Genomic DNA, 24,834 nt, shown 5'->3' on the forward strand with positions numbered 1-24,834 from the left:
TTGGTTGTTAGAATGATACCTGGATACCGCCCATGTAAGTGGTTGGTCTAGGATAGCTGTGCCAGATCATACCTTGTGAGAAAACGTTGTCCGAATCACCACCACGGATAGGTGTCTGCTCTGGGTCACCATGTGGGTATTTGCTAAGCAAGAAAAAGTTTTGGGCAGACACATATAGTCTCAAACGGCTCATTTTCAATTTGCTTGCAATTTCAGATGGGAAGTTATAACCCAACAACAAGTTACGGCCACGTAGGAAAGAACCGTCAAAGATCCAGCGGGTATCCACGTTTGTTACATAACCTGCTTTTGTATCACGGATCTGGGCAATCATCGTGTTTTGATTTTCAGGAGTCCATGCATCCAATACAGTTGCGTAGCTGTTTGCAAGTGCCTGACGGTCTTCGCTGGCGTGGAGGTTCATGTCCATCAAGTCGTTTCCGTACGAGAATTGCAAATCAAGTGTCATGTCGAAGTTTCCTAAGCGAAGGGAGTTGGAAAGCGTTCCCCATCCTTTTGGACTACCATTACCAATGATCATACGGTCAGCGTCGGTGATCGCATTGTCTTTGTTAACGTCAAGATACTTCACATCACCTGGTAGCATTTTCAGGTTACCACGGTAGCTGGTGAATTTCGCAGCTTCGTCTCTTTCCGCTTCGCTCCAAGTTCCAAGACGTGTAAGTCCCCAGAATGCACCCACAGGCTCTCCGATACGGATAATGCTTGTTTGGTTGGTAATAGAAGGACCACCCACTCCAAAGATATCAGAAGGTGTTGCCAGCGACAATACTTTGTTTCTGTTGAATGAGATATTGAAGTTGGTGTTCCATGAGAAATTTGCGTTCTCAATGTTCACGGTGTTCAAAGCAAATTCAAAACCTTTGTTCTCCATAGAACCGATGTTCTTTCTGATGGTTGCGTAACCACTTGTACGTGGAACTGGTGCATCCAAAAGCATGTCAGTGGTTTTACGGTAGTAGTAATCAGCTTCAAATGAGATTCTTCCTTTCAGGAAGCTAATTTCAAGACCTGCGTCAGTCTGAGCAGTTTTTTCCCATTTCAAATCTGGGTTAGAAAGTCTGTTGATCCCGGTTCCGCTGATACGCGTATCGCTGTAGATAGCGGCATAGTTGGATCTTAGCAATGGAAGTGATGAGTATGGCGGAATTTCCGAGTTACCTGTCAAACCATAGCTCGTACGCAGTTTCAAGTTAGAGATCAATGTGTTTCCTTTCAGGAACTCTTCATCAGACACTTTCCATGCGAATGCAGCAGAAGGGAAGAATGCAAATTTGTGGTTATCCCCGAATTTGGAAGAACCATCGGCACGACCCGTTACCGTGAACAGATATTTCTCAAGCAACGTGTAGTTTACACGGCCAAAGTAAGAGTTAAATGCAAAACGCTGCGCACCAGAAACGTAAGGGTTTGAAGATGGCAATACAGAACCTGCGCCAAGGTTTTCAAAGCCGAAATAGTCAGTTGAGAAATTCTGTGAACCTACGCCGGTTGTGCTGATATTCGTTTCTTGCCAGGAAATACCAGCCAGGAAGTTAAGCGAATGTATGCCAAATGTTTTGTTATAAGTCAGCAAGTTTTCCCATGACCAGAAAAGCTCTTTTCTTGTTTCTTTTCTGGCGGTTCCAAGCTCGTTAGGCGTCAATGAACGCGTCTGAGACTGGTTTACTTCCTGGTCGATAATGTTTATACCCAATACAGAGCGGAAATCCAGTCCTTTTGCAAGGGTTACGTTTCCGTAAAGGCTACCCAGTGTAGTTTGGGTCTTGAGGTTGTATTTACGTCCGTTCAAACGGTGAACCGAACTGAATGCGCCTTCTGCACCAGGATAATCGCGGTTGTTAGCGAAAGTTCCGTCAGGATATTTTACCGGCATGAAAGGGAAATCCTCCACCATCTGACGAGGAACGGCGTCATTAATATCGACAAGGTTTTCAGCCTGATTGTTATAGCTCAATGTTCCTCCGATGCGCAACCATTTTTTAACCTGGTCATCAATGCTGAAACGTGTCGAATAACGTTTCAAATAAGATGTTTTGATCAAGCCCTGGTCATCGCGATAGTTAAGCGACAAAGAGTAGGTTGTTTTGTTGTTACCACCGCTGAAACCAAGCTGGTGATTTTGAGAAACACGGCTTTGCGTAGATTCTTTGAACCAATCAGTATCGTAGTTTGGAGAGAATGTGCCATCCGCATTCTTGGTGAAAACGTCTGGGTGAGCAGCAGCCAGTTGTCCGCGGCGTACAAGCGGATCATGCGTTTTATATTTTCCGGATGCCCAGCCAGCAGGGTCAAATTTCTCCATATTTCTGTAAGCAAGGTCTTCCACCGCCATGTATTCTTTGGCGTTCAATACCTTCGCTCTTTTTGGTCCTGCTGTCGGCACGCTCAAATCCAGACCGTAAGTGATAACGCCTTCGCCAGACTTACCTCTTCTCGTCGTGATCATGATTACACCATTGGCACCTCTCGCTCCGTAGATCGCAGTAGAAGACGCATCTTTCAAAACTTCAACAGACACAATGTCGTTAGGGTTGATGAAGTCGATCGCCTGGCTCTGCTGGTTTTGGTTACCTTGTGGCAACATTACTCCATCCACAACATACAATGGGTTGTTGGAAGAGTTGATCGAACTGAAACCACGGATACGCACATTGGAACGACCGCCCGGACGACCCGAGTTCACGTTCACCTGCACGCCTGATATTTTTCCCTGAAGCGCCTGGTTCAATGAAGGAGCTGGTCTTTCTCTCAACTGCTCTTCTTTCACGGAACCCACAGAACCCGTCAAATCCGATTTCTTCGCGGTACCGTACCCGATTACAACCACTTCGCTAAGTGCTTTGGAATCAGACTGCAGAGCCAGGTCAATTGTAGATTGATTACCTACTTCCACTTCCTGTCCTACATAACCCACAAAGCTGAAAACCAGCGTGCCGCCATTGTCAGGAACAGACAATGTATAGTTTCCTGATCCGTCGGTTGTTGTTCCTGTGCTTGTGCCTTTCAGAACAACGTTTACGCCCGGAAGGCCTTCGTTATTATCCTTATCCGTTACTCTTCCTTTTAGTGTTTTGTCAAGTTTAATGTTTGCCACGGTCCGTAAGCCAACATTCGTATTGGCCACCGCCAGTATCGGGCTCGAGAGCGCCGGGATCAGGACAAGGGCATTTCGGAGAGTCCTCATCCGAAACATCCATTGATTGGTATCGGTATTTTTCATGTAGTGATTTGTTAAACGTTTTTCATAGATCTGTGTAATGGATAATTGATTTTACTTTACTTTTAAGCATAGTAGCTTCTAATCATTGTGAATCATTGTTTTAATGGTGAGGAACTGGTATTTATTATGTTATGCTTATTATTCAATTAATTCAATTATAAAAAATGCATAGTTATGGCTTTGACAGATTTGCATGCCTATAAACTTACAGAGGGATGAATTTTGATTTGAGAACTAAAATGTAACAATTTGTTATCAGCAGGGTGTCAGACGTGTGATTTTCTCAATGTCAGTATCACTTTCTTTCGTTTTTTTAGAAGGCGTAACATAAAGCTCAAAGCACGGGTATTTTTAATTTGTCTTAAAAACACGTTGCAATATTATAATAAATAACAATAAATTTTGAATAACGAACGGATAAAAAATACATATTTCTGTGCAAACGTTTGCATAAATCCGATCATATATGGTCAATATTCGCTCGAAATCAGGTACTTGACTACTATTTTACAAAAAAAAGCCTTGCTGCAATTTTCGATTTGTAACCGAAAAGCAACAAGGCTTTTATATATGTTTAAGGCTCTTAAACCAGATCCACCGTCCGGCCTGTCTTCACAGACTCGTCGCAGGCAAATGCAATTTGCAGGCTCATGACCGCATCCTGCAAGTGATCCGTCAGGTCGAAATCGTCATTGATCGCACTTAAGAAATAACGCTGCTCGCGGTTGCAAAGCTCCTGGTGATCCGGCTCGTCTTCCAGGTTGATCCAGGAATCTTCTCTTACGAATTCATCATTCTCGTTTAAATCCGCATGGTGCACGCGGATCGACTCCGTTTTCGTATGTGCTTCTACGGAAGATGATTTTCCAGTGCCGCCGGCATCTTTCGCAACGATAGAAACACTGCCTTTCGGCCCGATCACATCTTTCACAAAAAACGCAGTTTCACTGATCATTGGTCCCCAGCCCGCTTCATACCAGCCCACGGAACCATCCTCAAACCAGATTTGCAACTGGCCATAGTTATAATTTCCAGCCGGAATATCTTCCGTCAAACGCGCCCCGATTGCATTCACACGCAAAGGTTTCGAACGCGTCATCTGGCACATTACATCTATATAATGTACGCCGCAGTCCACGATCGGGCTCAGGCTTTTCATCAGGTTCCGGTGAACGCCCCACATATATCCGTGGCTCTGCTGGTTCAGGTTCATACGCATTACGAGCGGTTTGCCCAGGTTTTGCGCCTCGGCCACAAAGCGTTCCCACGATGGGTGCACGCGGAGAATGTAGCCCACAACAACTTTTTTGCCAGCCGTTTTCGCAGCTTCCACCACGCGCTTAGCGCCTTCAACGGTGTCAGCAAGCGGTTTTTCGATGAAAACGTGCGCGCCGGCTTCCAATGCTTTTACAGCAAAATCCTCATGCGTGTCCGGGTAAGTGGAAATGCAGACCGCATCCGGTTTTGTTTCTGCCAATGCCGTTTCATAATTGCTGAAAAGGGCATAACCGCCGCCCAGCTTTTCATTCAATACTTCTTTGCTTTTTCCGGTCGAAACGATTCCGCAGATCTCGAAACCGTCCAGCGAATGATACGCAAATGCATGGGAAGCGCCCATATTGCCACAACCAACGACTAATACGCGAAGTGGACTTCCATTTTCAAAAGATGACATAATAATGTTAAATGTTAATGTTCCGGGTTAGCAGGAATAGGTAAAATAGCAACAACGACATGCGCTGTTTCGTCCCAAAAATAGGCATTAAAATCCGTTTTCGCATTTAGGCTTATTTCAGTCAAAAAAAATCTACGAACAGTTACAAAATCTTTGCTTAAATCAAATTAATGCTGCAATTATGCATAATAATTTCTACCTCTTTCTCTATTCGTTGCATGACTCATTGTTTACTTCAGTGCAGACTGTCCTGCGTTGTCTTGTGGAAGGTTTGCGTCCTTTCCTTACTACTTTTTTTCTCTACCCATGCATTTGCTCAGGAAGATTTCAAGCCTAAGTTCGGGGTGGCGGATCGTGCATCCGTGGAAATGACGGCTTTCCCGGGCGATAGTTCGGCCGCCGCAGTTTATCTCTATGATTTTGGCGAAGTCACTTACCGTTACGACGATATCCGCGGGTTAGTGATGGTAATGGAATCCTGGATGAGGATTAAAATCCTCAAAGAATCGGCGCTTGACCGGGCATCCGTTGCCATCAACACTTACGAAGGCAGCGGACCCGAAAATCAGGAAATGATGGACGACATTCAAGGTTATACCTATAATATGGAAAACGGCCAGGTTGTGCGAACCGCTATGGACCGAAAGTCGATCAAACGGGAGAAGTCCACGGGTAAATATTATACTTACAAATTCAACCTGGCCAATGTCCGGAAAGGTTCGGTGATCGAGTATTCTTACAGGCGCACAACGCCGTTGACGGTTCGTGATAAGCCCACGCCCTGGTCTTTTCAGGCATCTGTGCCGAGTAAGTGGAGCGAGTTCCGCATTACGATCCCATTTTTTCTGGAATATAAAACGACCATGAGTGGTTACCTGCCCCTTTATATCAGTGAGCAGGAACCTACGGATGTGCATGTGGGCTCGTCCAAACTGGACGGACGCGGCGTTGCTTATCGTTTTGTTGTGAAAGATGCGCCTGCATTTGTCAACGAACCTTTTATAACGACGGAAAGCGATTATTTGTCAAAAGTTAATTTTGAGCTTTCTACCATTCAGGTGCCCGGTGAAATGTCAAAGCACTTTTCGAATACGTGGGATAATGTTGAAAAGACATTGAATGATGCGAACTGGTTTGGTGTAGAGTTGCGCAAATCCTCATTTCTGAAAGCCAAGCGCGATGAAATTATGCAGACCGCCAAGACGCCGGAGGAAAAAATGGAGCTGGCTTACCGGCATTTGCAAAGCCATATGAAATGGGATGGTTCGTCATATCTGGGTTCCAGGGATGGCGTCAAAAAAGCGTATGAAAACAAAGCAGGCAATGCTACGGAGGTGAATCTGATCCTTACTTCATTGCTGCGCGAACTGGACCTGAATGCGGATCCCGTAATCCTGAGCACGCGTTCCAACGGCAGGTTCCTGAAAGAAATCCCGCTTCTCGAAAGCTGCAATTATGTGGTCAGCCACGTAGAGATTGCCGGGAAAGAATATTTCCTGGACGCCACGCAGCCTTATGCCAAGCTAGGCCTGCTTCCGGAACATGCATTGAATGGTTACGGCAGGCTGATTCCTAGAAAAGGATCGGGGAGATTCTTGGAGATAAAACCACTGGATTCACAAACCAGACTGGAAATGGTGAATGCCAACATTCTGCCCGAAGACGGCACCATTAAAGGCAATTACAGCATTTCCTACGCAGGTTATGAAGCATTGCGCTGGCGTGATAAGTATGTCAAAGAAGCGGATGACATCTATCATGAAGCCCTTAAAAAACAATCGCCGGAATGGAAGATCAGTAACATCGCCGTCAAAAACAAGACCGAAGATTTGAAATTGGCCGTTAATGTTGCCTGTGATTTTGAATTGGAAGACGAGAATGCTTCACCCGATTTGTTTTATTTCAATCCCATCATGGCTGGTCGCTGGGAAAGCAACCCGCTGAAATCAAAAGAAAGGATTTACCCGCTCGACTTTACCAGCGGAATGTCCGAATCATTCATCGGCAACTACAAGCTTCCGGCGGGTTACGTTTTGGAAGAAATGCCCAAAACGGAAATGATAACGCTCCCTGAAAAAGCCGGGAAATTTGTTTACCAGGTGCGCCAGACCGGCGATATGATCCAGGTGAGCAGCGTCATTGTGCTTTCTAAAACGAATTTTCACGCCGAAGAATACCACGACGTAAAAGAGTTTTTCGAACGCGTGGTCCAGAAACATGCGCAACCGCTGGTGATCAAGAAAAAGGCCAATTGACATTCAACAACATGCGAACATTATTACTGAATGTATTTTTTGCGTGCTCAATGGCTTTTGCGGCGCAGGCGCAAGACGATTTTGACGTAACCAAAATAAGCCCCGAGCTGCTCACCGGCGCTAATGCCGTGATACGCGAGGATGATGACCTTTTCGACATTGTGTCCAAAGCAGAAGCCAGGCACAAAAAACGCACAGTGATCACAATCCTGAACGAAAAAGGAGAGGAAGAATACGGGCAGCTGATTGTGGGCTACGACAAGTTTACCAAGATCACCGACATCAGCGGAAGCCTTTACGACGCCACCGGCAAGCTCAAAAAAAAACTTAAAAACGCCGATATCACCGATTATGGTTACGGCGGAGGCGGCGACAACATTACGGACGCAAGGGTGAAGCTGGCGGATTTTGGCAAGAAAAGTTACACTTACCCTTACACGGTCGAGTTCAGTTATGAGACCAAGGAAAAGAACATGATGTTCTATCCGCGCTGGATGCCGTTATCTGATACAAAAACGGCGGTTCAGCATGCGCAGTTCACGATTAAGGCGCCTGCCGGGTTCAAGTTTCGTTACAAAGAATACAATGGGGCGCCTGCTGTCGCCCGGTCCAAAGCCTCGGACGGAGCAGATGTTTACCAGTGGGCCGTCAAGAACTACGCTGTTCCTAAAACGACCGATTTTTATCCGTTGCCTTTATTGGAATACACGCCATTGGTAATGGTGGCGCCTTCGGATTTTGAAGTGCAGGATTATCAGGGAAATTTCAATAGCTGGGATGATTTCGGAAAATTTTATCACACATTAAATGCAGGCCGGGACGTGCTGCCGCCTGCAACGGTGGCTGAGATTAAATCCGTGGTGAAGGATGCAAAGTCGGATAAGGAAAAAGTAGCATTGATTTACAAATGGATGCAAAAGCGTTCGCGCTATGTGAGCATTCAGCTGGGCATCGGCGGCTGGCAGACCATTGACGCTATGACCGTCGCAAATAAAGGTTACGGCGATTGCAAAGCACTGAGCAACTTTACCGTTGCTGCATTGCGCCAGGCCGGCATTCCGGCTTATGTGGCGCTGATCAAAGCAGGCGACGAGGCCTTGATGAAACCTGATTTTCCAAGCAGCCAGTTCAACCACGTGATCGCCTGCGCCGTAGTAGCCAAAGACACCATGTGGCTTGAATGCACGAGCCAGACCACTACACCCAACTTCATGGGCACATTCACAGGCAGCCGCCATGCATTGCTTATCACGCCCGAAGGCGGAAAACTCGTGCCGACGCCTGTTTACAAATCCCATCAGAACACCAGGAAAAGTCACGCGAATGTAAGTCTGGATGAAGGTGGCAATGGCAAGGTGGAAGTGCATACATTATATGCAGGCTTACAGCAGGAATCGCGCAACAGCGTTTTTCATAACGGCAATAAAGAAGAGCAGCGCAAATGGCTGATGAACCACATTAACCTGCCCAGCCTGGATTTGCAGCAATTTGAACTCATGGAAAACCGCGAAACTGAGCCTACGATCACAGAAAAGCTCTCGCTCAATGTCCGTAATTGCGCTACCAAAACGGGAACACGCCTTTTTATCAAACCCACATTACTAAGCAGGCCGTTTGACCTGCCCGCAACCACGGAGCGTACAACCGACTTTTATTTGCCCGGCTCGGTTTACAATTTTACCGATTCAGACACGGTCGCTTATGCCATTCCGGGAAATTATAAGCTAGAAACAACATTGCCTTCATTCCAGATCAACTCGGTTTTTGGAAGCTATGAATCGAAAACGGTTTTGGAGAATAACAAGCTCGTGTGCGCTCGTAAGGTGGTTATGAACGGCGGACGCTATCCTGCCAAGGATTTTCCGGCCTGGATCGACTTCCTCAAAAAGGTCAGAAAAGCGGATCGGGCGCAAGTCGTATTTGTCGAAAACAAACCGTGAATGCCGAATTCGGTTTTATGTTAAAATTCGTATATTATTGATTAATACGTGAAACGTTTGTGGGTTAATCAACAATTAACTTTGACAAAAATTCAGAATTTTCATATCTAATCATAAACCAATATATGAACAAGGAATCCTGGCAAGGTGTATTTCCGGCGTTGCTAACGCCTTTCAAATCAGACGACAGCATTGATTTTGATCTTTTCCGTAAAAATCTCGAAGTGCAGATCGAAGCAGGCGTGACCGGCGCGATCGTTTCAGGCTCACTGGGCGAAGCAAGCACATTGACGAAAGCTGAAAAAGTGGAGCTGGTGAAATTTGCAAAGAGTTTCGTAGCGCAGGATTTTCCGATCGTGGTCTGCATTGCCGAGCAATCGACTGCCGAAGCGGTAAGCCTTGCCAAAGAAGCCGAAGCCGCTGGTGCCGACGGTCTGATGGTGTTGCCTCCGATGCGTTACAAAGCAGACGACCACGAAACCGTTGTTTATTTCAAAACCATCGCGCAAAGCACTGCATTGCCATTGATGATATACAACAATCCGGTGGATTACAAGATCGAGGTGACGCTGGAAATGTTCGAAGAGCTTGCAAAGGTTCCTAATGTGCATGCGATTAAAGAATCGACACGCGACGTAAGCAATGTTACCCGTCTTTACAACCGTTTCGGCGACCGTTTCAAGGTTTTCTGCGGAGTGGATACATTGATCATGGAAGAAGTAATGCTGGGCTGCGACGGCGTTGTAGGCGGCTTGGTGGATGCATTCCCGAAAGAAACCGTTGCCATTTTCAATCTGGTTAAAGCCGGATTATATAAAGAAGCATTGGCCGTTTACCGCTGGTATCTGCCTTTGCTCGAACTGGACATTCATCCAAAGTTGGTGCAAAACATCAAGCTTGCAGCCACAAAAGCGGGCATCGGCTCTGAATTTGTTCGTGCGCCAAGACTGGTTCTGGAAGGCGCAGAGCGCGAAAAAGTGCTTGCAATTATTGATCAAGCCATTGCAACTCAGCCTGCATTGCCCGATTATTTGAATTTGTCTTCGGAAGTTTCTGTTGCATAACATTGTCGCATTGCGCAATCCGGCTTTACTTTAAAGCTGGATTCGCATTCATTTTGCGACTTTTACAAACAGAAATTATCCTAACCAGCCCATGACAACTTCAAAAGAACAACTGGAAGCCATTTTGCAAAAGTCTCTCGAGGCTTTTGTGATCATAAAAAAACATTCGATCCAGCAGCGCGTAGCGTTAATGCGTACGATTGCAGACGAGATCGAAGCCATTGGCCCTGAACTTATTGCAACAGCAAAAGCAGAATCCAACCTGCCAGAGGCACGCTTGACAGGCGAAAAAGCACGGACTATCTTTCAATGGAGAAGTTATGCGGATGCATTAGAAAAAGGCGCTCCGCTCGATGCCAGCATTGACACAGCAAATGCCGAAAGAACGCCTCCTAAGCCTGATATTCGCAAAACAAGCATTGCATTAGGCCCCGTTGCCGTTTTTGGTGCGAGCAATTTCCCATTTGCATTTTCGACGGCAGGAGGTGACACGGCCAGCGCCATTGCGGCTGGTTGTCCGGTTGTGGTGAAAGCCCATCCCGGCCATCCTGAAACTTCGTGGATCATGGCCGAGGCCATCGCTAGGGGCGTTAAGAAAAGCGGTTTCCCCGAAGGCACTTTTTCGCAGGTATATTTCCAAACCAATGAAGAATCGCAGTTTCTGGTAAGCCATCCGATCATTAAGGCGGTCGGATTTACAGGTTCTTACCGCGCTGGAACTGCATTGGCCGAGATCTCAGCGAAAAGAGCCGATCCGATTCCCGTTTTTGCTGAAATGGGCAGTGTTAATCCAGTGTTTTTATTGCCAAATAAATTGGAAGTTTCGGCTGCTGATTTGGCAAAACAATATGCTGGCTCATTAACATTGGGTGTAGGTCAGTTCTGCACCAATCCGGGCATCGTGATCGCCATTGAAAGTCCTGCATTGGAAACATTTGAAAATGCATTAGAAGAAGAAATTATAAAAATTGCTCCTTCACACATGCTGCATGCAGGCATTGCAGAAAGTTATGAAAAAGGATGCAAAAAGTTAACGACCCAGCCCGGCGTTGAAATTCTTGCTGTTACAGAAACGGAAGTTTTGGAAGGACAAGGCGGCGCGACGGTTGCCACGGTGAACGCGCAGACATTCCTGACTAATGATGCATTGCAAGAAGAAGTTTTCGGCCCTTTTGCATTGATTATCAAATGTGAAAGCATCGACGAGGTAATCTCCGTTGGCGGAAAACTGCACGGACAGTTAACAGCCACATTGCTGGCCACCAACGAAGATCTGGCAGAAAATGAGGAGCTGATCGGCTTGGTAACCGACAAATGCGGCCGGATTTTATTCAACAACTTCCCCACGGGCGTTGAAGTTTGCAAATCCATGCACCACGGCGGACCATTCCCGTCGTCGAGCAACAGCCAGTTCACATCCGTCGGCTCCGACGCCATCAAACGTTTCGTGCGGCCGATGAGCTTCCAGAACTGGCCGGATGAATTTTTACCCGAAGAATTAAAAAATGCCAACCCGCTCGGAATCTGGCGGACGGTTAATAATGAGCTAACCAAGGATGCTTTGTAATGAGAAAAACGTTTTTCTGCATCGACGCGCACACTTGCGGGAATCCCGTTCGGGTGGTGGCCGGTGGCGGCCCGCTTTTGCAGGGCAATAGCATGATGGAGCGCAGGCTTCACTTTTTGAAAGAATTTGACTGGATCAGAAAAGGGTTAATGTTCGAGCCACGCGGCCACGACATGATGAGCGGGAGCATTCTATATCCACCCGTCGATCCCGAAAATGACATTGGCGTGCTTTACATTGAAACCAGCGGCTGCCTTCCGATGTGCGGCCACGGAACCATTGGAACCGTCACCATTGCGATTCAGGAAGGATTGGTAACACCAAAAGTGCCCGGAAAGCTGCGCCTTGAAACGCCGGCCGGTTTGGTTCTGGTGGAATATGTGCAGGAAGGGAAAAGGGTGAAATCTGTTAAATTGATCAATATCAAATCATTCTTGGCGGCTGAAAACCTGGAAGTAGAATGTCCTGAACTGGGCACACTAAAAGTGGATGTATCCTACGGCGGCAACTTTTACGCAATCGTTGACCCGCAGGAGAATTTCAAAGGCATCGAACATTATACAGCCGATCAGCTGATCAGTTGGAGTCGGGTTTGCCGCAAGCGGATGAATGAAAAGTACAAATTTGTCCATCCCAAAAACGAGCATATCAACGGATTAAGCCATTTTCTATGGGCTGGCGCCGTTCTGGACGAGACTTCCACTGCCCGCAATGCAGTTTTCTACGGCGATAAAGCCATTGACAGATCACCCTGCGGAACCGGAACTTCGGCCCGTATGGCGCAATGGCATGCCAAAGGAAAGCTTAAAAAAGGTGACAAATTCATTCACGAAAGCATTATCGGCTCCAAATTCACCGGAACCGTTGAAGACGAAGTGACCATAGGAGACAAGCCCGCAATCATCCCCGGCATTGAAGGCTGGGCGGTTGTGACGGGTTACAATACAATCATTATCGACGACGAGGAAGATCCATACGCATTTGGATTCCAGGTTTTGTAATAGCAATATGAACGTGACGAATAAGGGAAAAGCCACCATCATTGGTGGCGGGATTATGGGGTTGACTTCGGCTTACTATTTGTTAAAAAGTGGCTGGAATGTGACGTTGATCGATAAGGGCGATCTGGCGGATAATTGCTCGCAAGGCAATGCTGGAATGATCGTTCCAAGTCATTTTATTCCGCTCGCCGCACCCGGCATGATTTCCAAAGGCATCAAATGGATGTTCGACAGCAGAAGTCCGTTTTATGTAAAACCTTCGCTGGACTGGTCGCTGATCTCCTGGGGTTTGAAATTCATGAAAAGCGCCACGCCCGCTAATGTGGAACGCGCCGCGCCTTACTTGCGCGATTACCATTTGCTGAGTAAGCAGCTTTACGAAGATCTGGCCAAAGAAGACGGTTTTAATTTTGGTCTGGAAGAAAAGGGCATTCTCATGCTTTACAAAACAGAGAAAGCCGGAGAAGAAGAAATCCACGTTGCCAAAGACGGCCAAAAACTAGGTTTGGACATTGAAATGCTTACTAAGGAGCAAGTCCAGGCCATTGAACCGAACATTAAGCTGGACGTTATAGGCGCAGTGCATTATCATTGCGACGCACATTTATATCCAACCGCATTGTTCTCGCAGCTCTTGAAATACATCAAAGCACAAGGCGCGGAAGTAATTTTAAATGCGGAGGTTAGGGGTTTTGATATTAAAAACGGAGAAATAAAAGGCGTTCAAACCGAAAGCAAAACGGTAGAAGGCGACTTGGTTATTATGACTGGCGGGACCTGGCTTCCCGAGCTTTCGAAATTGGCAGGTTTGTCAATTCCTGTAATGCCTGGAAAGGGTTATTCCTTTATGGAGCCTAATTCGGAACATAAAATCGAACATCCAGCATTGCTGATCGAAGCCCGCGTGGCGGTGACGCCTATGAATGGGCAAGTTCGATTCGGTGGCACGATGGAGCTTGCGGCGGTGAACGACAATATTAATATGAACCGCGTGGAAGGCATTGTGAACTCTATTCCGAATTATTATCCCGAGCTGAGTGTGAGCGTTCCGGCCAAAGAGCGGATCTGGTATGGATTCCGGCCGTGTTCTCCGGATGGTTTGCCTTACCTGGGTTACAGCAAAAAATTGAAAAACCTGATCGTCGCCGGGGGCCACGGCATGATGGGCATCAGCCTCGGACCTGCCACGGGTAAAATGGTGGCCGAGCTGGCCAACGAGTCTGCATTGTCGGCAGACATCAAACTTTACAATCCTGAACGATATAATTAACCCGGAAACTTTCCGGGTTTTTTGTTTCAAAATAGTTTTTTCTAAACCTTAATCAGACCTGGATGAAACTTTTCAACCACAGAACTTTCTTGTGCCTTATTTTCCTGATAAGTGCCACATTTCTCCCAAAAACTTTTGCCCAAAGCAAATTCAACCTCTACGAACAAACCAGCGAAACAGCCGGGCTCATCATCCAATATGGCCAGGACACACGTGCCATCCGTTCTTTCTACTCGCCGATGGAACGTGGAAGAGGCGGTTTTGGAGCGCCTAGCAGTGTTTTGAATGCACCCGAGCAACGAAAGCGGCTGCGTGAAGTGGATCAAAGTTACCTGGATAAACTCGCCAAGCTAGATTTCAATGCCATGAGCATTTATGGGAAAGTGGATTATATTTTGCTCAAAAGAAGCATTGAGGGCGATTTATTGACATTAAGCAAAGAGGAAAAAGAATACAATGCGGTAAAAGCCTATTTCCCTTTTGCTGACAAAATATATGCATTGGAAAAAGGCCGGAGACGCGGCGCGACCGTTGACGGACAAGCAGTTGCGGGTCAATTGAATGATATTCTCAAAGAAGTAAAAACAGCTTCCGACGCATTCAAAAAAACAGAAAGTGTCGAAATGCCACTAGCAGAACGTGGCGAAGACGCAGTAAGCGGATTAAAGTCCAGATTAAAAAGCACCTATGATTTTTACAAAGGTTATGACCCCATGTTTACTTGGTGGGTTCCCGAACCATACGAAGCATTGGACAGCGCCTTAACCGCTTATGCCAAAACCATCAAAAGCAAAGGCAAACTAACCACAACTCAAAAAGACGACAACAGCGGCATTAAGGGCGTTCCCATCGGCCGCGATGAGCTAATCCGCCAGCTGGACGCGGAAATGATCAGTTACACGCCGGACGAATTGATCGAGCTGGCCAACAAAGAATTTGCCTGGTGTGACAAGGAATTGCTGAAAGCCTCACAAGAAATGGGTTTCGGAAATGATTGGAAAAAGGCGCAGGAAAAGGTTAAAAACAGCTACGTAAAAGCAGGAACCCAGCCCGAATTAATCCTGAAACTCTACGACGACGCCAAAACTTTCATCACCGCCAACAACCTGATGGATTATCCCGAAATCGCGGATGAAACCTGGGGAATGCAAATGATGACGCCTGAAAGACAGCTCATTAACCCGTTTTTCCTGGGTGGCCGGGACATTATCATTTCCTACCCAACCAACACCATGCAGCACGAGGACAAGCTCATGAGCATGCGCGGCAACAATCCTTATTTTTCAAGAGCAACCGTGCATCACGAGCTCGTGCCGGGGCATCATTTGCAATATTATATGAACAGTCGCTACAAAGCTTACCGCAGCGAATTCAGGACGCCGTTCTGGACGGAAGGCTGGTCGCTTTATTGGGAATTGCTGCTGTATGACAAGGGTTTTGCGAAAACGCCCGAGGAGAGGATTGGCATGTTGTTCTGGCGCATGCACCGTTGCGCGCGGATTATTTTCTCGCTGAATTATCACTTAGGCAAATGGGGCCCGCATCAATGCATTGATTTTCTGGTGGATAGGGTCGGGCACGAACGTGCTAATGCGGAAGGCGAAGTGCGCCGATCGTTCGAAGGCAGTTACAGTCCACTTTACCAGGTGGCTTACCTCATCGGCGGCTTGCAGATCCTGAGCCTGAAAAATGAATTGGTCGACAGCGGAAAAATGACATACAAGCAATTTCATGACGCCATCATGAAGGAAAATAACATGCCCATTGAGATGGTCAGGGCCACATTGACCAACCAGCCGGTGACGCGCGATTTTAAAACAAAGTGGAAATTTTATAGTTTCAAATAAAAGCGTACTTTAAGACTTGAAACCTGCCTTTTCTAACCCAAAAAACTTTTATGTCAGTAGAATCCGTCCCGGAGAAAACCGCATTTAAACCCTCATTAGGTCTTGTAGACGCAACCATGCTCGTTGCCGGCAGTATGATCGGATCGGGTATTTTCATTGTAAGCGCGGACATTACGCGCAACACCGGGAGCGTCGGCTGGCTCATGTTTGTTTGGCTGATCACCGGTTTCATGACGCTGACGGCCGCACTGAGTTACGGCGAGCTGAGCGCCATGTTTCCCAAAGCTGGCGGCCAGTATATTTATCTCAAAGAAGCCTACAATCCGCTGATCAGCTTCTTATATGGTTGGAGCTTTTTCACTGTAATCCAAACCGCCACCATTGCAGCCGTTGCCGTGGCTTTTGCCAAATTCACCGCTTACTTATTGCCTCAGTTCAGCGAAGACCTTATTGCACTCGATCTCGGATTTTTACAAATAACACCCGCCCAGTTACTGTCCATTGTCGTCATTGTGCTGTTAACGTTCATCAATACACGCGGCGTCAACAGCGGCAAAATTATCCAGACCACATTCACATTAACCAAGCTTTTAAGCCTATTAGGTTTGATCGTTTTCGGCCTGCTTTTCATGAAACCGGAGATTTGGGCGGCCAACTGGGACTCAGCCACGATGTGGGATATGCATAAATTGAATGTCGACGGAAGCATTGCATCCTATACAACGATCGCAGCTTTCGGAGCCATCGCTGCATCCATGGTCGGTTCAATTTTCAGCAGTGATTCCTGGAATAATGTAACTTTCATCGCAGGGGAAATCAAGAACCCGCAGCGTAACATTGGGCTAAGCCTTGCATTAGGAACCATCATTGTGACGGTCATTTATTTGTTGACTAATGTCATGTACACCGGCGTTTTGTCCTTGCAGGAAATCGCCGCTTCGGACAAAGACCGCGTGGCCGTAACCGCTTCGCACGTTATTTTCGGCACATCGGGAACGGTCATTATTGCGGTTATGATCATGATTTCAACATTCGGCTGTAACAATGGTTTGATCATGTCTGGCGCGAGGGTTTATTATTCCATGGCCAAGGACGGTCTGTTTTTCAGTAAAGTAGGACAGCTGAACAAGAATGCTGTCCCCGAATTTGGACTTTGGATTCAATGCGTCATCGCGTCGCTTTGGGCATTGAGCGGAAAATATGGTAACCTGCTGGATATGATCTCGTTTGTGGTGGTTGTGTTTTATATGTTGACCATTGTCGGAATTTTTATTCTGAGGAAAAGAAGACCGGATGCTGAGAGGCCGTATAAAGCATTTGGATATCCTTTTTTGCCGATCATTTACATTGTCATGGGACTGGCTTTCTGCATTCTGCTTATTATTTACAAGCCAGAATATACATGGCCAGGATTAATCATTGTGCTGCTGGGCATTCCGGTCTATTATATCATTGCAAAAAAAGAGATTAAAGCTTAGATTTTTAAAAATTGCCGGTGGCTTAAGCCACCGGCAAAAGGGAGAATAGAATGAATATATCAGCTTCTATGAAAAAGATCTTTTATTCATTGCTGTTCTGTCCGGGGCTTCTTTTTGCTCAGAAATGGATCAGGCTGACATTGCCAAAATCCGAAAGGAGGGTATAGGAAATTCCAAAAGTAGGGTTTACAGAACTAACGAATTGAAGAATGGGGCGAATTCAGAAAAGGCTGACAGGGTGAAAAAAGAGCTATCTAGCGATGACCAAGCCTTATTATGCCATTTAGCGCTCTAATCGTTTTGGTAGGGATAAACATTTTATTGTTAGAAAGCCTGATAAAGCCGTATCGCTTATAAAAGCTCTGGGCTTGATCGTCGATCGGATCAACAATCACAGCCATAGAGCCGATTGTTTCAGAAATTTCTAAACTTCTGGCAAGTGCATTGACAAGCAGTATTTCACCAAATCCACGTCCCTTGATACTCAGATCACACGCTAGTCTGCCAAGTAAAATAGTTGGTAATGACTGATAAGATGGTGGAAGATTTTTAATAAGGGTTTCGTGAAGAGAGTCTCGTGAAATCGAGGAAGCAGAAAGTGTGTAATATCCTTTGATCGTTTGTTCTTCATCAACTAAAACAAAACATGCAGAAAGATCTCGACCTACATCTTGTTTAGCTTGTAATCTTATGTAATTGTCCAGTACAGCATTCCCACATACGAAATTCTTTTTCTTGTGCTCATTCAGCAATTTTGTGATCCGATAGCTCATTATCACTTTGAAATTTCTTGTACTTTGAAACAGCTTTTCTAAGATTAGCATTGGGAGCAGGCGGATTTAACAAAGCATCCGCAAAGATTTTCTTGTCTTCGAGAGTTCTAAGAATGTTGTTATTTTCCATAATAATTTTATCTGCTTCTGTTTTAACACAAAATACAATAAACTCAGACAAGCTTTTAAACCCGCTTAACTCCGCTGCATGCTTAATTAATTCCTTATGTTCCTTGCTTATACGCACATCAATCCGATCGTTAACTGAGGTTTTCATTTTCATCCATTGAGTAAGTGATGTCAAATGTACGTTAGATATCCGTACGTTGCAAATTTATGGAACAATGTAACTGTACATGAATTAGTTAAACATTGTCACTTTTGCTTTTTCCATCAAACCGAGTAAGTTTACAGTGTCCAAGTTTTCCCAGGCAATGTTGTTGGCAAAGAAGTTTGTCGGCATTATTTGCTTCGATATCGTATTGCACCATACATAAAGTACGGTGTCGTAACTACCGTAATGGTTTGAACACCATTAGCCTGGGAAGGTTTGGACAACGGCAAGTGCAGCACCGTGTTTTGCTTCACAAAATGTCCAAAATCATCCCCGCAAAGCCTCAATCCCCGCCACATCCTTCACCAATTCCTTTCCAAGCACCCGATTTCCATCCTCGGTAATCACCAAATTATCCTCCACCCGAATCCCCGTAAAATCCCTGAACTGCTCCAACTTCCCATAATCAATAAAATCAGCAAGCTTATTCTCAGCCTTCCAGCGATCAAGCAATGTAGGAATAAAGTAAAGCCCGGGCTCGACGGTTAGGACGAAGCCGGGTTCCAGGGCGCGGCCCAGGCGGAGAGATTTCCAGCCGAAGGTGGTGCCTTTGATTAGGTCTTCGGTGTAGCCTACGTATTGTTCGCCGAGGTTTTCCATGTCGTGGACGTCCAGGCCCATCATGTGGCCGAGGCCGCATTGGAAGAAAAGCGTATGGACGTCGTTTGCAAGTGCTTCCTGTGGGTCGCCTTTGATGATGCCGACTGATTTCAGGCCTTCCAGTAATTTGGTTGATGCCAATGCGTGCACGTCTTTGAACAAAACGCCAGGCTTGCAGGCTTCAATCGCTGAAACTTGTGCGTTGAGCACGATTTCGTACATTTCTTTTTGAATGCTGCTGAATTGCTTGCCTGCCGGAATGGTACGGGTGAGGTCACCGCAATAGTGCATGGCAGTTTCGGCTCCGGCGTCACATAATGCCATTTGCCCGGCCTGAACAATGTAATCCCGGGCGTGCGTGTGCAATGTTTCTCCGTTGACAGTGAGGATGATCGGGTAGGAAATGTCGCCGCCTTGTCCTATGGCGATGCTTTGTAATTTGCCGGCGATGGCTTTCTCCGTCATGCCTGGGCGGGTTGTGCGGATGAAATCCAAATGCATATCAATGGAAGTGTTGACGGCTTTTTCAATTTCTGTAATTTCTTCTTCTGCTTTGTAAGAACGCATGGAAACAACGGCTTTAATCAACTTCACGGAAGCGCGTTGCGATGCTTCGGCAGGAGAAACTTGCAGCCATTCCAGTAATTGCAAATTATGCTCAGCGCGGTAAGGAGGCAAAAAATGCACTTCCTGCTTTCTGCCTTGAATGTCCCGCAGATATCCAGCGAGTGCAGAAAGCGGTTTAACTTGATTAACACCAACTTTCGCAGCCTTTTCTACAAGCGGCTCCTGGTAACCCGTCCAGACAATGTCATCAATCGTCAGCTCATCGCCGAAAATGATCTCCTGATCATTATCAATGTCGATAATGGCATGAATCGAAGCCGTATCCAGTCCGAAATAATATAGGAAAGTGCTGTCCTGGCGAAATGGATAAACATTATCACGATAATTCATCCCCGACTCATCATTGCCGAGCAGAAGAATAAGGCCGCTTCCGACTCTCTGTTTTAATGTTGAGCGGCGTTGTATGTAGGTTTCTTTTGAGAACATAATGATTGATTGCCGACAGTCAGCGGTCGGCTATTTTGTTGATTTTTGATTTTAATGTTAAACAAAAAAATCCTGCTCACCAACAAAGCGCGGGAGCAGGAGCTTATTACCTAACCTTGTTAAAGTCTTTATTAATAACCTGGGTTTTGTTTTAGGTTTGTGTTTTTGTCCAGTTCTGTTTGCGGGATCGGGAACAGGGCGCGTTGCTGGGCTTGGGGGCGGTGGTTGAACCATTTTTTGGTTTCGTATACACCGAACCGTATCAAATCCTGGCGACGGTGTGCTTCTGCTGCGAATTCCCAGCCTAGCTCGTCCAGGAAGCGGCCGAATTTAATGTCGTCTCCGCCCTGGCGCTCGGTAATGCTGCCATTCGTTGCCTGGTAACCGTAGTTGTAGCGACTGCCTTTTGTGAGGTCTGCGGCGGTTACGGTTGCTTTTGCAGGATTGGTTTTGAATGCGCGTTTGCGGACTTCCGTCACGATGGTCGCTGCTTCCGCGGCTTTGCCAGTGCGCAGCAATGCCTCTGCTTTGATCATCATGACGTCGGCGTAGCGGAGCAATGGGAAGTCGTTGTCCAGGCTGCCGGTTGCGTTGGGTTTGATTTTGTATTTTCCGATGCGGTAACCGTCGGTTGAAGCTGTTTTTTCAATGCTGGGGACGGTTTTGGAATAAGTGATGACCACTGCGCCGGTTGTTGCGTTTTTCTGTGGGCCCATAATCCAGGTGTCGGCGAGGCGGCTGTCTTCGGCGTCGTAGGTGTCGATGAATTGCGGCACGGCGCAGTTTCCTCCCCATGGACCTGCATTCATCGGATACACAGTGCGACTCAATGGATCGAGTGTTTTCATGTGGATCTGGTTTCCGGTTCCGTAAATTTCATCGTAAGGGATCGCAAAAATGATCTCTTTGGAATTGAAATTTGTCCAGGTGAAAACATCCGAATAATTAGCATCCAGTACATATTTTCCGCTTTTGATCACATCGTCGGCTTGCTGGATGGCCTTTTCCCATTCCGGCGTTCCGGTGTAGACTTGCGCGTTCAAATATATTTTTGCCAAAAGCGCTTTTGCGCCCCATTTGTTCAGCTGTCCGTAAGTTGTGGACGCGTTTTCGCTGAGGTTAGGCATTACTTCGAGCAATTCTTTTACCACAAAGTCATACACTTCTTTGCGCGTGTTTTGTTTGGGTAAAGTAATGTCCTTGAAATCGGTCACGATGGGCACATTGCCGTGGTTGTCCAGCAAAAGATAGTAAGCCAATGCGCGCACCGCCCGCAGCTCGGCTTCCACTTCCACTTTTCCCGTTGTCAAAGGAATTTCACCTTCTGCAATTTGGGACAAAACCCTGTTGGCCGTGGTAATGCTGCGGAATGAGCTTTGCCATGCGTTTTCGGGTTGCCATTGTAGGGAAGTCCAGGTGTGCTGGTGCATGCGGCGGTAAGTGCCGCCATCGTCCCAGCCATTCGGGCGAACGGGCGTGACAATGGCGTCGGCTGCTTCTTCCTGTAAGTCAAAATAGCCCTGCCAGCCCAGCATTAACCCGCGAAGGGATGAGTAAACGGGTGCAACGATGGCTGGAAGGTCTTTTTCGGTAGGCTGGTAAGTGCTCGACAAAACTTCTGAATAAACCTGTTCTTCCAGGTCGGTGCAGGAGTAGAGCGTGGCTGCACCCATGATGGATGCGAGTGCGATGTATATTTTACTTTTATTGATCATTGTTTCAAAAATTTTGCTGTGGATCAGAATGTTACACTAAGGCCTGCTGTGAATGTCCGTGTCGTCGGATACTTGTCGCGCTGGTCGCTGCCCGGGAAGAAGCCAGTCATGTCTACGCCTTCGGGGTCGATGCCGGTGTAACCTGTGATGGTCGCCAGGTTCAAGCCGGAAACGAAGATCCGGGCATTTTTCAGACCTTTCAGGCTGGGTAGGGTGTAGCCAAACGTAACATTGTCAATTTTCCAATAATCGCCTTTTTCAATGTAATTAGAAACATAAACAAGCTCATTGTTCAGCACTTTGCCCTCAATCGGATCGTAGGCTGTTTTGAGCATGTTATAGGCTTTGTTTCTTGGGTTATTGTAAAACATGCTCTGGAAGTTCAGAATGTCGAATCCGAATGCGCCGCGCATGTTCACCGCCAGGTCAAAGTTTTTGTAACGAACCGAGTTATTCCAGCCAACATTGTGTTTTGGAATTCCATTGCCGTAATACTGGCGGTCTTCCGGCGTGGCATTGGCAATAGGAATCACCTCGCCATCTTTGTTTTCAACCAGCCAGGCGCCTTTTTCATCAACACCTACACTTTTCCAGACAAAAAACCGTCCGATCGGCTCGCCCACTTTTACGCGGTGCGTAGAAACCTGGATCGGCTCACCTGTGTAACCGTCATCAAAAAAGTCGTTGGCGGCCTGGAATTGGTCGTTTGAAAGACTTACCAATTTGTTTCGGTTTGTAGAATAAGTGAAGCCTGTGTTCCATTGAAAATTAGCCGTTTGCACAGGCACAATGTTCAGAAGCACTTCCATACCCTCGTTTTTCATCGTTCCGGCATTGATCAGCATGGAACCGATCAGGTAAGGCGGCACGGGAACAGGGAAATCATAAAGCAGATCTTTCACCTTGCGGCTGTAAAAATCAATCGAACCATTTATCCTGTTTTTCAGGAAACCAAAATCTACACCCGCATTAACCTCTTCTTTTTTCTCCCAGCGCAAATCGGGATTAAAGTTACGAGCCGGCACAAAGCCCGGAACCCATTTTCCACCAATGAAAGCACCATTATCACGACTAAAATTATAGCTGATCTGAGACAGATAAGGATCACTCGCGATGGTTCCGGTTATACCAATCCCTGCTCTAAGCTTAATCTCAGAAACGCCCGGAAGTCCTTCCATGAAGCGCTCTTTGCTGATTCTCCATCCCACGGAAGCCGCAGGGAATGTTCCCCACTGATTGTTAATGCCAAAACGGGAAGAACCTTCACGACGCACGCTCGCCATGAACAAATATTTTTCGTCCAGACTGTAAGTTAAGCGGCCAAAGAAACCGGCTAACTGCCATTTGTTCTTTGTACTCGACATTCCGGCTTGTCCTTTTTGCAAAGCGCCGCCCGCACCGAGGTTATTCCAGTCGTAAGCATCTGTGGGGAAATCCCAGTTGCTTGCACTGAAAGCTTCATAAGTTGCATCCTGCCAGCTGTACCCGCCCAGCAATGTAAAGCGGTGCTTGCCAAATGATTTGGCATAATTTCCTGTCAATTCAAGCAGGTTTTCGTTGTTGGCTTGGGTGCCTCTGAATGCGGTGGCATTCTGGTTGCTAAGGCGCGTTGCGGTGTGGTTGAATGTTGTAGAACCGCCTTCGAGGTTGTTGTTCTGCACATTTGAAACCAATAATTTGAAGTTCAGATCAGCAATCGGCGCATAATCCAAACTTCCGCTCATCCGCATTTCTTTGAACTTTGCTTCGTAGTTCGATTCGTTCAATAAAGAAACTGGGTTTTCGTAAAAATAGCCGTCCCTTTCCTGCCATGCGCCCGTTTCTGTGCGCACACGGTCTGTCGGGTTGCGGATCATGGCCTGGCGGTAAGCGTAGCCGTAAGCGGCATCATTGTTGGCCGGTGAGACTGCGCCGTTGGATGAAGTGATGCGGTTGATGATTTGGATGTTTGTTTTCAATTTGTTATTGAACATCGCGTGGTTCAGGTCGGCTCGGCCGGTGAAGCGGCTTTGGCCTGATCTCAAAAAGATCCCTTCCCAGTTGCGATAATTTACAGATCCGGTAAAGTTTGTCGTGCTGTTTCCGCCGAAGAATGTGAGGTTATGGTTGTGGCTCACTGGCTTTTGCGTGATCTCTTTGAGCCAGTCGGTGTTGCCGCCGTAATCCCTATAGTCAATTCCTTCGCTGATTTTTTGACGATAATCATCACCCGTAAGCAGCTGAGGACGGCGTGCAATGGTCTGAATGTTCACATAATTCGAATATTCTACCGTTGAGCGTGAATTGTTGCCTCGGTTTTTACGTGTTGTAATCAGGATAACACCGCCCGTTGCGCGCGTTCCGTAAATCGCAGCCGCAGAACCATCTTTCAAAACATCCACAGATTCAATGTCTTCCGGTGCCACTGTGTTTAAGCCGCCCGGAATCCCGTCAATTAAAATCAACGGGTTTGAAGTTCCGTTGATGGAGTTGATTCCTCTAAGGTTAATCTGCGTGTTGGATGTAGGCGAGCCGCTAGGTGTTGTAATGCGCAAGCCGGCAACTTTTCCCTGAATCAGCTGAGCGGCATCACGAACAGTTCCTTTGATAAAATCCTCGCGCTTAATGCTGGCAACCGAACTCGTAATGTCACCCTTTTTCTGCGTTCCATAGCCGATCACGACCACTTCCGAAAGCTGCTTCTGATCCGAAGCCATTTCAATGTTAAAATCGTTTTGGGTTCCTACTGCAACTTCCTGACTGGTGTAGCCAATGTAGCTCAAAATCAGTGTTGCTTCTTCGGGAACGGTCATTTTAAACTTCCCTTCGGCATCTGTCGCAGTTCCTATCGTATTATTTCCTTTCACAATAATAGTCACACCGGGCAGCGGATTTTTGTCTTCTGCTGAAACCACGGTTCCGGTAATCTGGCGATCGGCTGCCTGTGCATTTCCTGGCAGGACAAGCAGCACGGCGACACTGCAAAGCAGGTAACAGGCCAGTTCCTGAATAAGTCTGGATAATTGTTTATTCATGTGT

At 46.7% G+C, this 24,834-nt stretch carries 15 protein-coding genes; 8 read left to right on the forward strand and 7 right to left on the reverse strand.

The window, feature by feature from the left end:
• Window positions 1-7: 7 nt before the first annotated feature.
• Together G395_RS0117095 and G395_RS0117100 are read right to left on the reverse strand one after the other, a co-directional pair.
• Window positions 8-3,244 carry a SusC/RagA family TonB-linked outer membrane protein gene (locus tag G395_RS0117095; RefSeq protein ID WP_026631170.1) on the reverse strand — a complete coding sequence of 1,079 codons (3,237 nt, stop codon included), beginning with the start codon at window positions 3,242-3,244 and terminating at the stop codon, window positions 8-10.
• A gap of 583 nt (window positions 3,245-3,827) precedes the next feature.
• Complete coding sequence (locus tag G395_RS0117100; protein ID WP_026631171.1) at window positions 3,828-4,919, reverse strand: Gfo/Idh/MocA family protein; 1,092 nt, start codon at window positions 4,917-4,919, stop codon at window positions 3,828-3,830.
• 260 nt (window positions 4,920-5,179) lie between these two features.
• Between G395_RS0117100 and G395_RS0117105 the strand changes: the two genes are divergently transcribed.
• From G395_RS0117105 to G395_RS0117140, 8 genes are all read left to right on the forward strand, one after another.
• Window positions 5,180-7,174, forward strand: a complete 1,995-nt coding sequence (locus G395_RS0117105; protein WP_026631172.1) for a DUF3858 domain-containing protein — start codon at window positions 5,180-5,182, stop codon at window positions 7,172-7,174.
• A gap of 11 nt (window positions 7,175-7,185) precedes the next feature.
• Window positions 7,186-9,114 carry a DUF3857 domain-containing transglutaminase family protein gene (locus G395_RS0117110; RefSeq protein WP_026631173.1) on the forward strand — a complete coding sequence of 643 codons (1,929 nt, stop codon included), beginning with the start codon at window positions 7,186-7,188 and terminating at the stop codon, window positions 9,112-9,114.
• A gap of 125 nt (window positions 9,115-9,239) precedes the next feature.
• Window positions 9,240-10,178 (forward strand): dihydrodipicolinate synthase family protein, encoded by a 939-nt coding sequence (locus G395_RS0117115; RefSeq protein ID WP_026631174.1) that lies wholly within the window; start codon window positions 9,240-9,242, stop codon window positions 10,176-10,178.
• A 91-nt stretch (window positions 10,179-10,269) separates the two neighbouring features.
• Window positions 10,270-11,745 carry an aldehyde dehydrogenase (NADP(+)) gene (locus G395_RS0117120; RefSeq protein WP_026631175.1) on the forward strand — a complete coding sequence of 492 codons (1,476 nt, stop codon included), beginning with the start codon at window positions 10,270-10,272 and terminating at the stop codon, window positions 11,743-11,745.
• Complete coding sequence (locus G395_RS0117125; RefSeq protein WP_026631176.1) at window positions 11,745-12,746, forward strand: 4-hydroxyproline epimerase; 1,002 nt, start codon at window positions 11,745-11,747, stop codon at window positions 12,744-12,746. Before G395_RS0117120 ends, G395_RS0117125 begins: the two co-directional genes overlap by 1 nt.
• Window positions 12,747-12,753: 7 nt before the next feature.
• Complete coding sequence (locus G395_RS0117130; RefSeq protein WP_026631177.1) at window positions 12,754-14,016, forward strand: NAD(P)/FAD-dependent oxidoreductase; 1,263 nt, start codon at window positions 12,754-12,756, stop codon at window positions 14,014-14,016.
• A gap of 62 nt (window positions 14,017-14,078) precedes the next feature.
• Window positions 14,079-15,863, forward strand: coding sequence for a DUF885 family protein (locus tag G395_RS0117135; RefSeq protein ID WP_026631178.1), 1,785 nt, complete (start codon window positions 14,079-14,081; stop codon window positions 15,861-15,863).
• Window positions 15,864-15,913: 50 nt separating this feature from the next.
• Window positions 15,914-17,341: an APC family permease gene (locus G395_RS0117140; protein WP_026631179.1), complete on the forward strand. Its 1,428-nt coding sequence runs from the start codon at window positions 15,914-15,916 to the stop codon at window positions 17,339-17,341.
• Window positions 17,342-17,595: 254 nt separating this feature from the next.
• On the opposite strand, the gene G395_RS0117145 is transcribed toward G395_RS0117140, so the two are convergent.
• From G395_RS0117145 to G395_RS0117170, 5 genes are all read right to left on the reverse strand, one after another.
• Complete coding sequence (locus G395_RS0117145; RefSeq protein WP_026631180.1) at window positions 17,596-18,114, reverse strand: GNAT family N-acetyltransferase; 519 nt, start codon at window positions 18,112-18,114, stop codon at window positions 17,596-17,598.
• Window positions 18,083-18,391 carry a type II toxin-antitoxin system TacA family antitoxin gene (locus tag G395_RS0117150; RefSeq protein WP_026631181.1) on the reverse strand — a complete coding sequence of 103 codons (309 nt, stop codon included), beginning with the start codon at window positions 18,389-18,391 and terminating at the stop codon, window positions 18,083-18,085. Before G395_RS0117150 ends, G395_RS0117145 begins: the two co-directional genes overlap by 32 nt.
• A 324-nt stretch (window positions 18,392-18,715) precedes the next feature.
• On the reverse strand, window positions 18,716-20,101 hold the full coding sequence (locus tag G395_RS0117160; RefSeq protein WP_026631182.1) for an aminopeptidase P family protein: 1,386 nt from the start codon (window positions 20,099-20,101) through the stop codon (window positions 18,716-18,718).
• 131 nt (window positions 20,102-20,232) lie between these two features.
• Window positions 20,233-21,816: a RagB/SusD family nutrient uptake outer membrane protein gene (locus G395_RS0117165; protein WP_035361617.1), complete on the reverse strand. Its 1,584-nt coding sequence runs from the start codon at window positions 21,814-21,816 to the stop codon at window positions 20,233-20,235.
• A gap of 23 nt (window positions 21,817-21,839) precedes the next feature.
• A complete protein-coding gene (locus tag G395_RS0117170) occupies window positions 21,840-24,830 on the reverse strand; it encodes a SusC/RagA family TonB-linked outer membrane protein (protein WP_026631184.1) in 2,991 nt (996 codons plus the stop codon).
• Window positions 24,831-24,834 lie beyond the last annotated feature (4 nt).

This window comes from Dyadobacter alkalitolerans DSM 23607 (genome assembly GCF_000428845.1).
Classification (GTDB): domain Bacteria; phylum Bacteroidota; class Bacteroidia; order Cytophagales; family Spirosomataceae; genus Dyadobacter; species Dyadobacter alkalitolerans.

Coding starts and splice junctions, on each gene's coding strand:
- G395_RS0117115 (WP_026631174.1), top strand. CDS start 9,240: ATGAACAAGGAATCCTGGCAAGGTGTATTTCCGGCGTTGCTAACGCCT.
- G395_RS0117140 (WP_026631179.1), top strand. CDS start 15,914: ATGTCAGTAGAATCCGTCCCGGAGAAAACCGCATTTAAACCCTCATTA.
- G395_RS0117125 (WP_026631176.1), top strand. CDS start 11,745: ATGAGAAAAACGTTTTTCTGCATCGACGCGCACACTTGCGGGAATCCC.
- G395_RS0117170 (WP_026631184.1), bottom strand. CDS start 24,830: ATGAATAAACAATTATCCAGACTTATTCAGGAACTGGCCTGTTACCTG.
- G395_RS0117165 (WP_035361617.1), bottom strand. CDS start 21,816: ATGATCAATAAAAGTAAAATATACATCGCACTCGCATCCATCATGGGT.
- G395_RS0117110 (WP_026631173.1), top strand. CDS start 7,186: ATGCGAACATTATTACTGAATGTATTTTTTGCGTGCTCAATGGCTTTT.
- G395_RS0117120 (WP_026631175.1), top strand. CDS start 10,270: ATGACAACTTCAAAAGAACAACTGGAAGCCATTTTGCAAAAGTCTCTC.
- G395_RS0117150 (WP_026631181.1), bottom strand. CDS start 18,391: ATGAAAACCTCAGTTAACGATCGGATTGATGTGCGTATAAGCAAGGAA.
- G395_RS0117130 (WP_026631177.1), top strand. CDS start 12,754: ATGAACGTGACGAATAAGGGAAAAGCCACCATCATTGGTGGCGGGATT.
- G395_RS0117160 (WP_026631182.1), bottom strand. CDS start 20,101: ATGTTCTCAAAAGAAACCTACATACAACGCCGCTCAACATTAAAACAG.
- G395_RS0117145 (WP_026631180.1), bottom strand. CDS start 18,114: ATGAGCTATCGGATCACAAAATTGCTGAATGAGCACAAGAAAAAGAAT.
- G395_RS0117135 (WP_026631178.1), top strand. CDS start 14,079: ATGAAACTTTTCAACCACAGAACTTTCTTGTGCCTTATTTTCCTGATA.
- G395_RS0117095 (WP_026631170.1), bottom strand. CDS start 3,244: ATGAAAAATACCGATACCAATCAATGGATGTTTCGGATGAGGACTCTC.
- G395_RS0117100 (WP_026631171.1), bottom strand. CDS start 4,919: ATGTCATCTTTTGAAAATGGAAGTCCACTTCGCGTATTAGTCGTTGGT.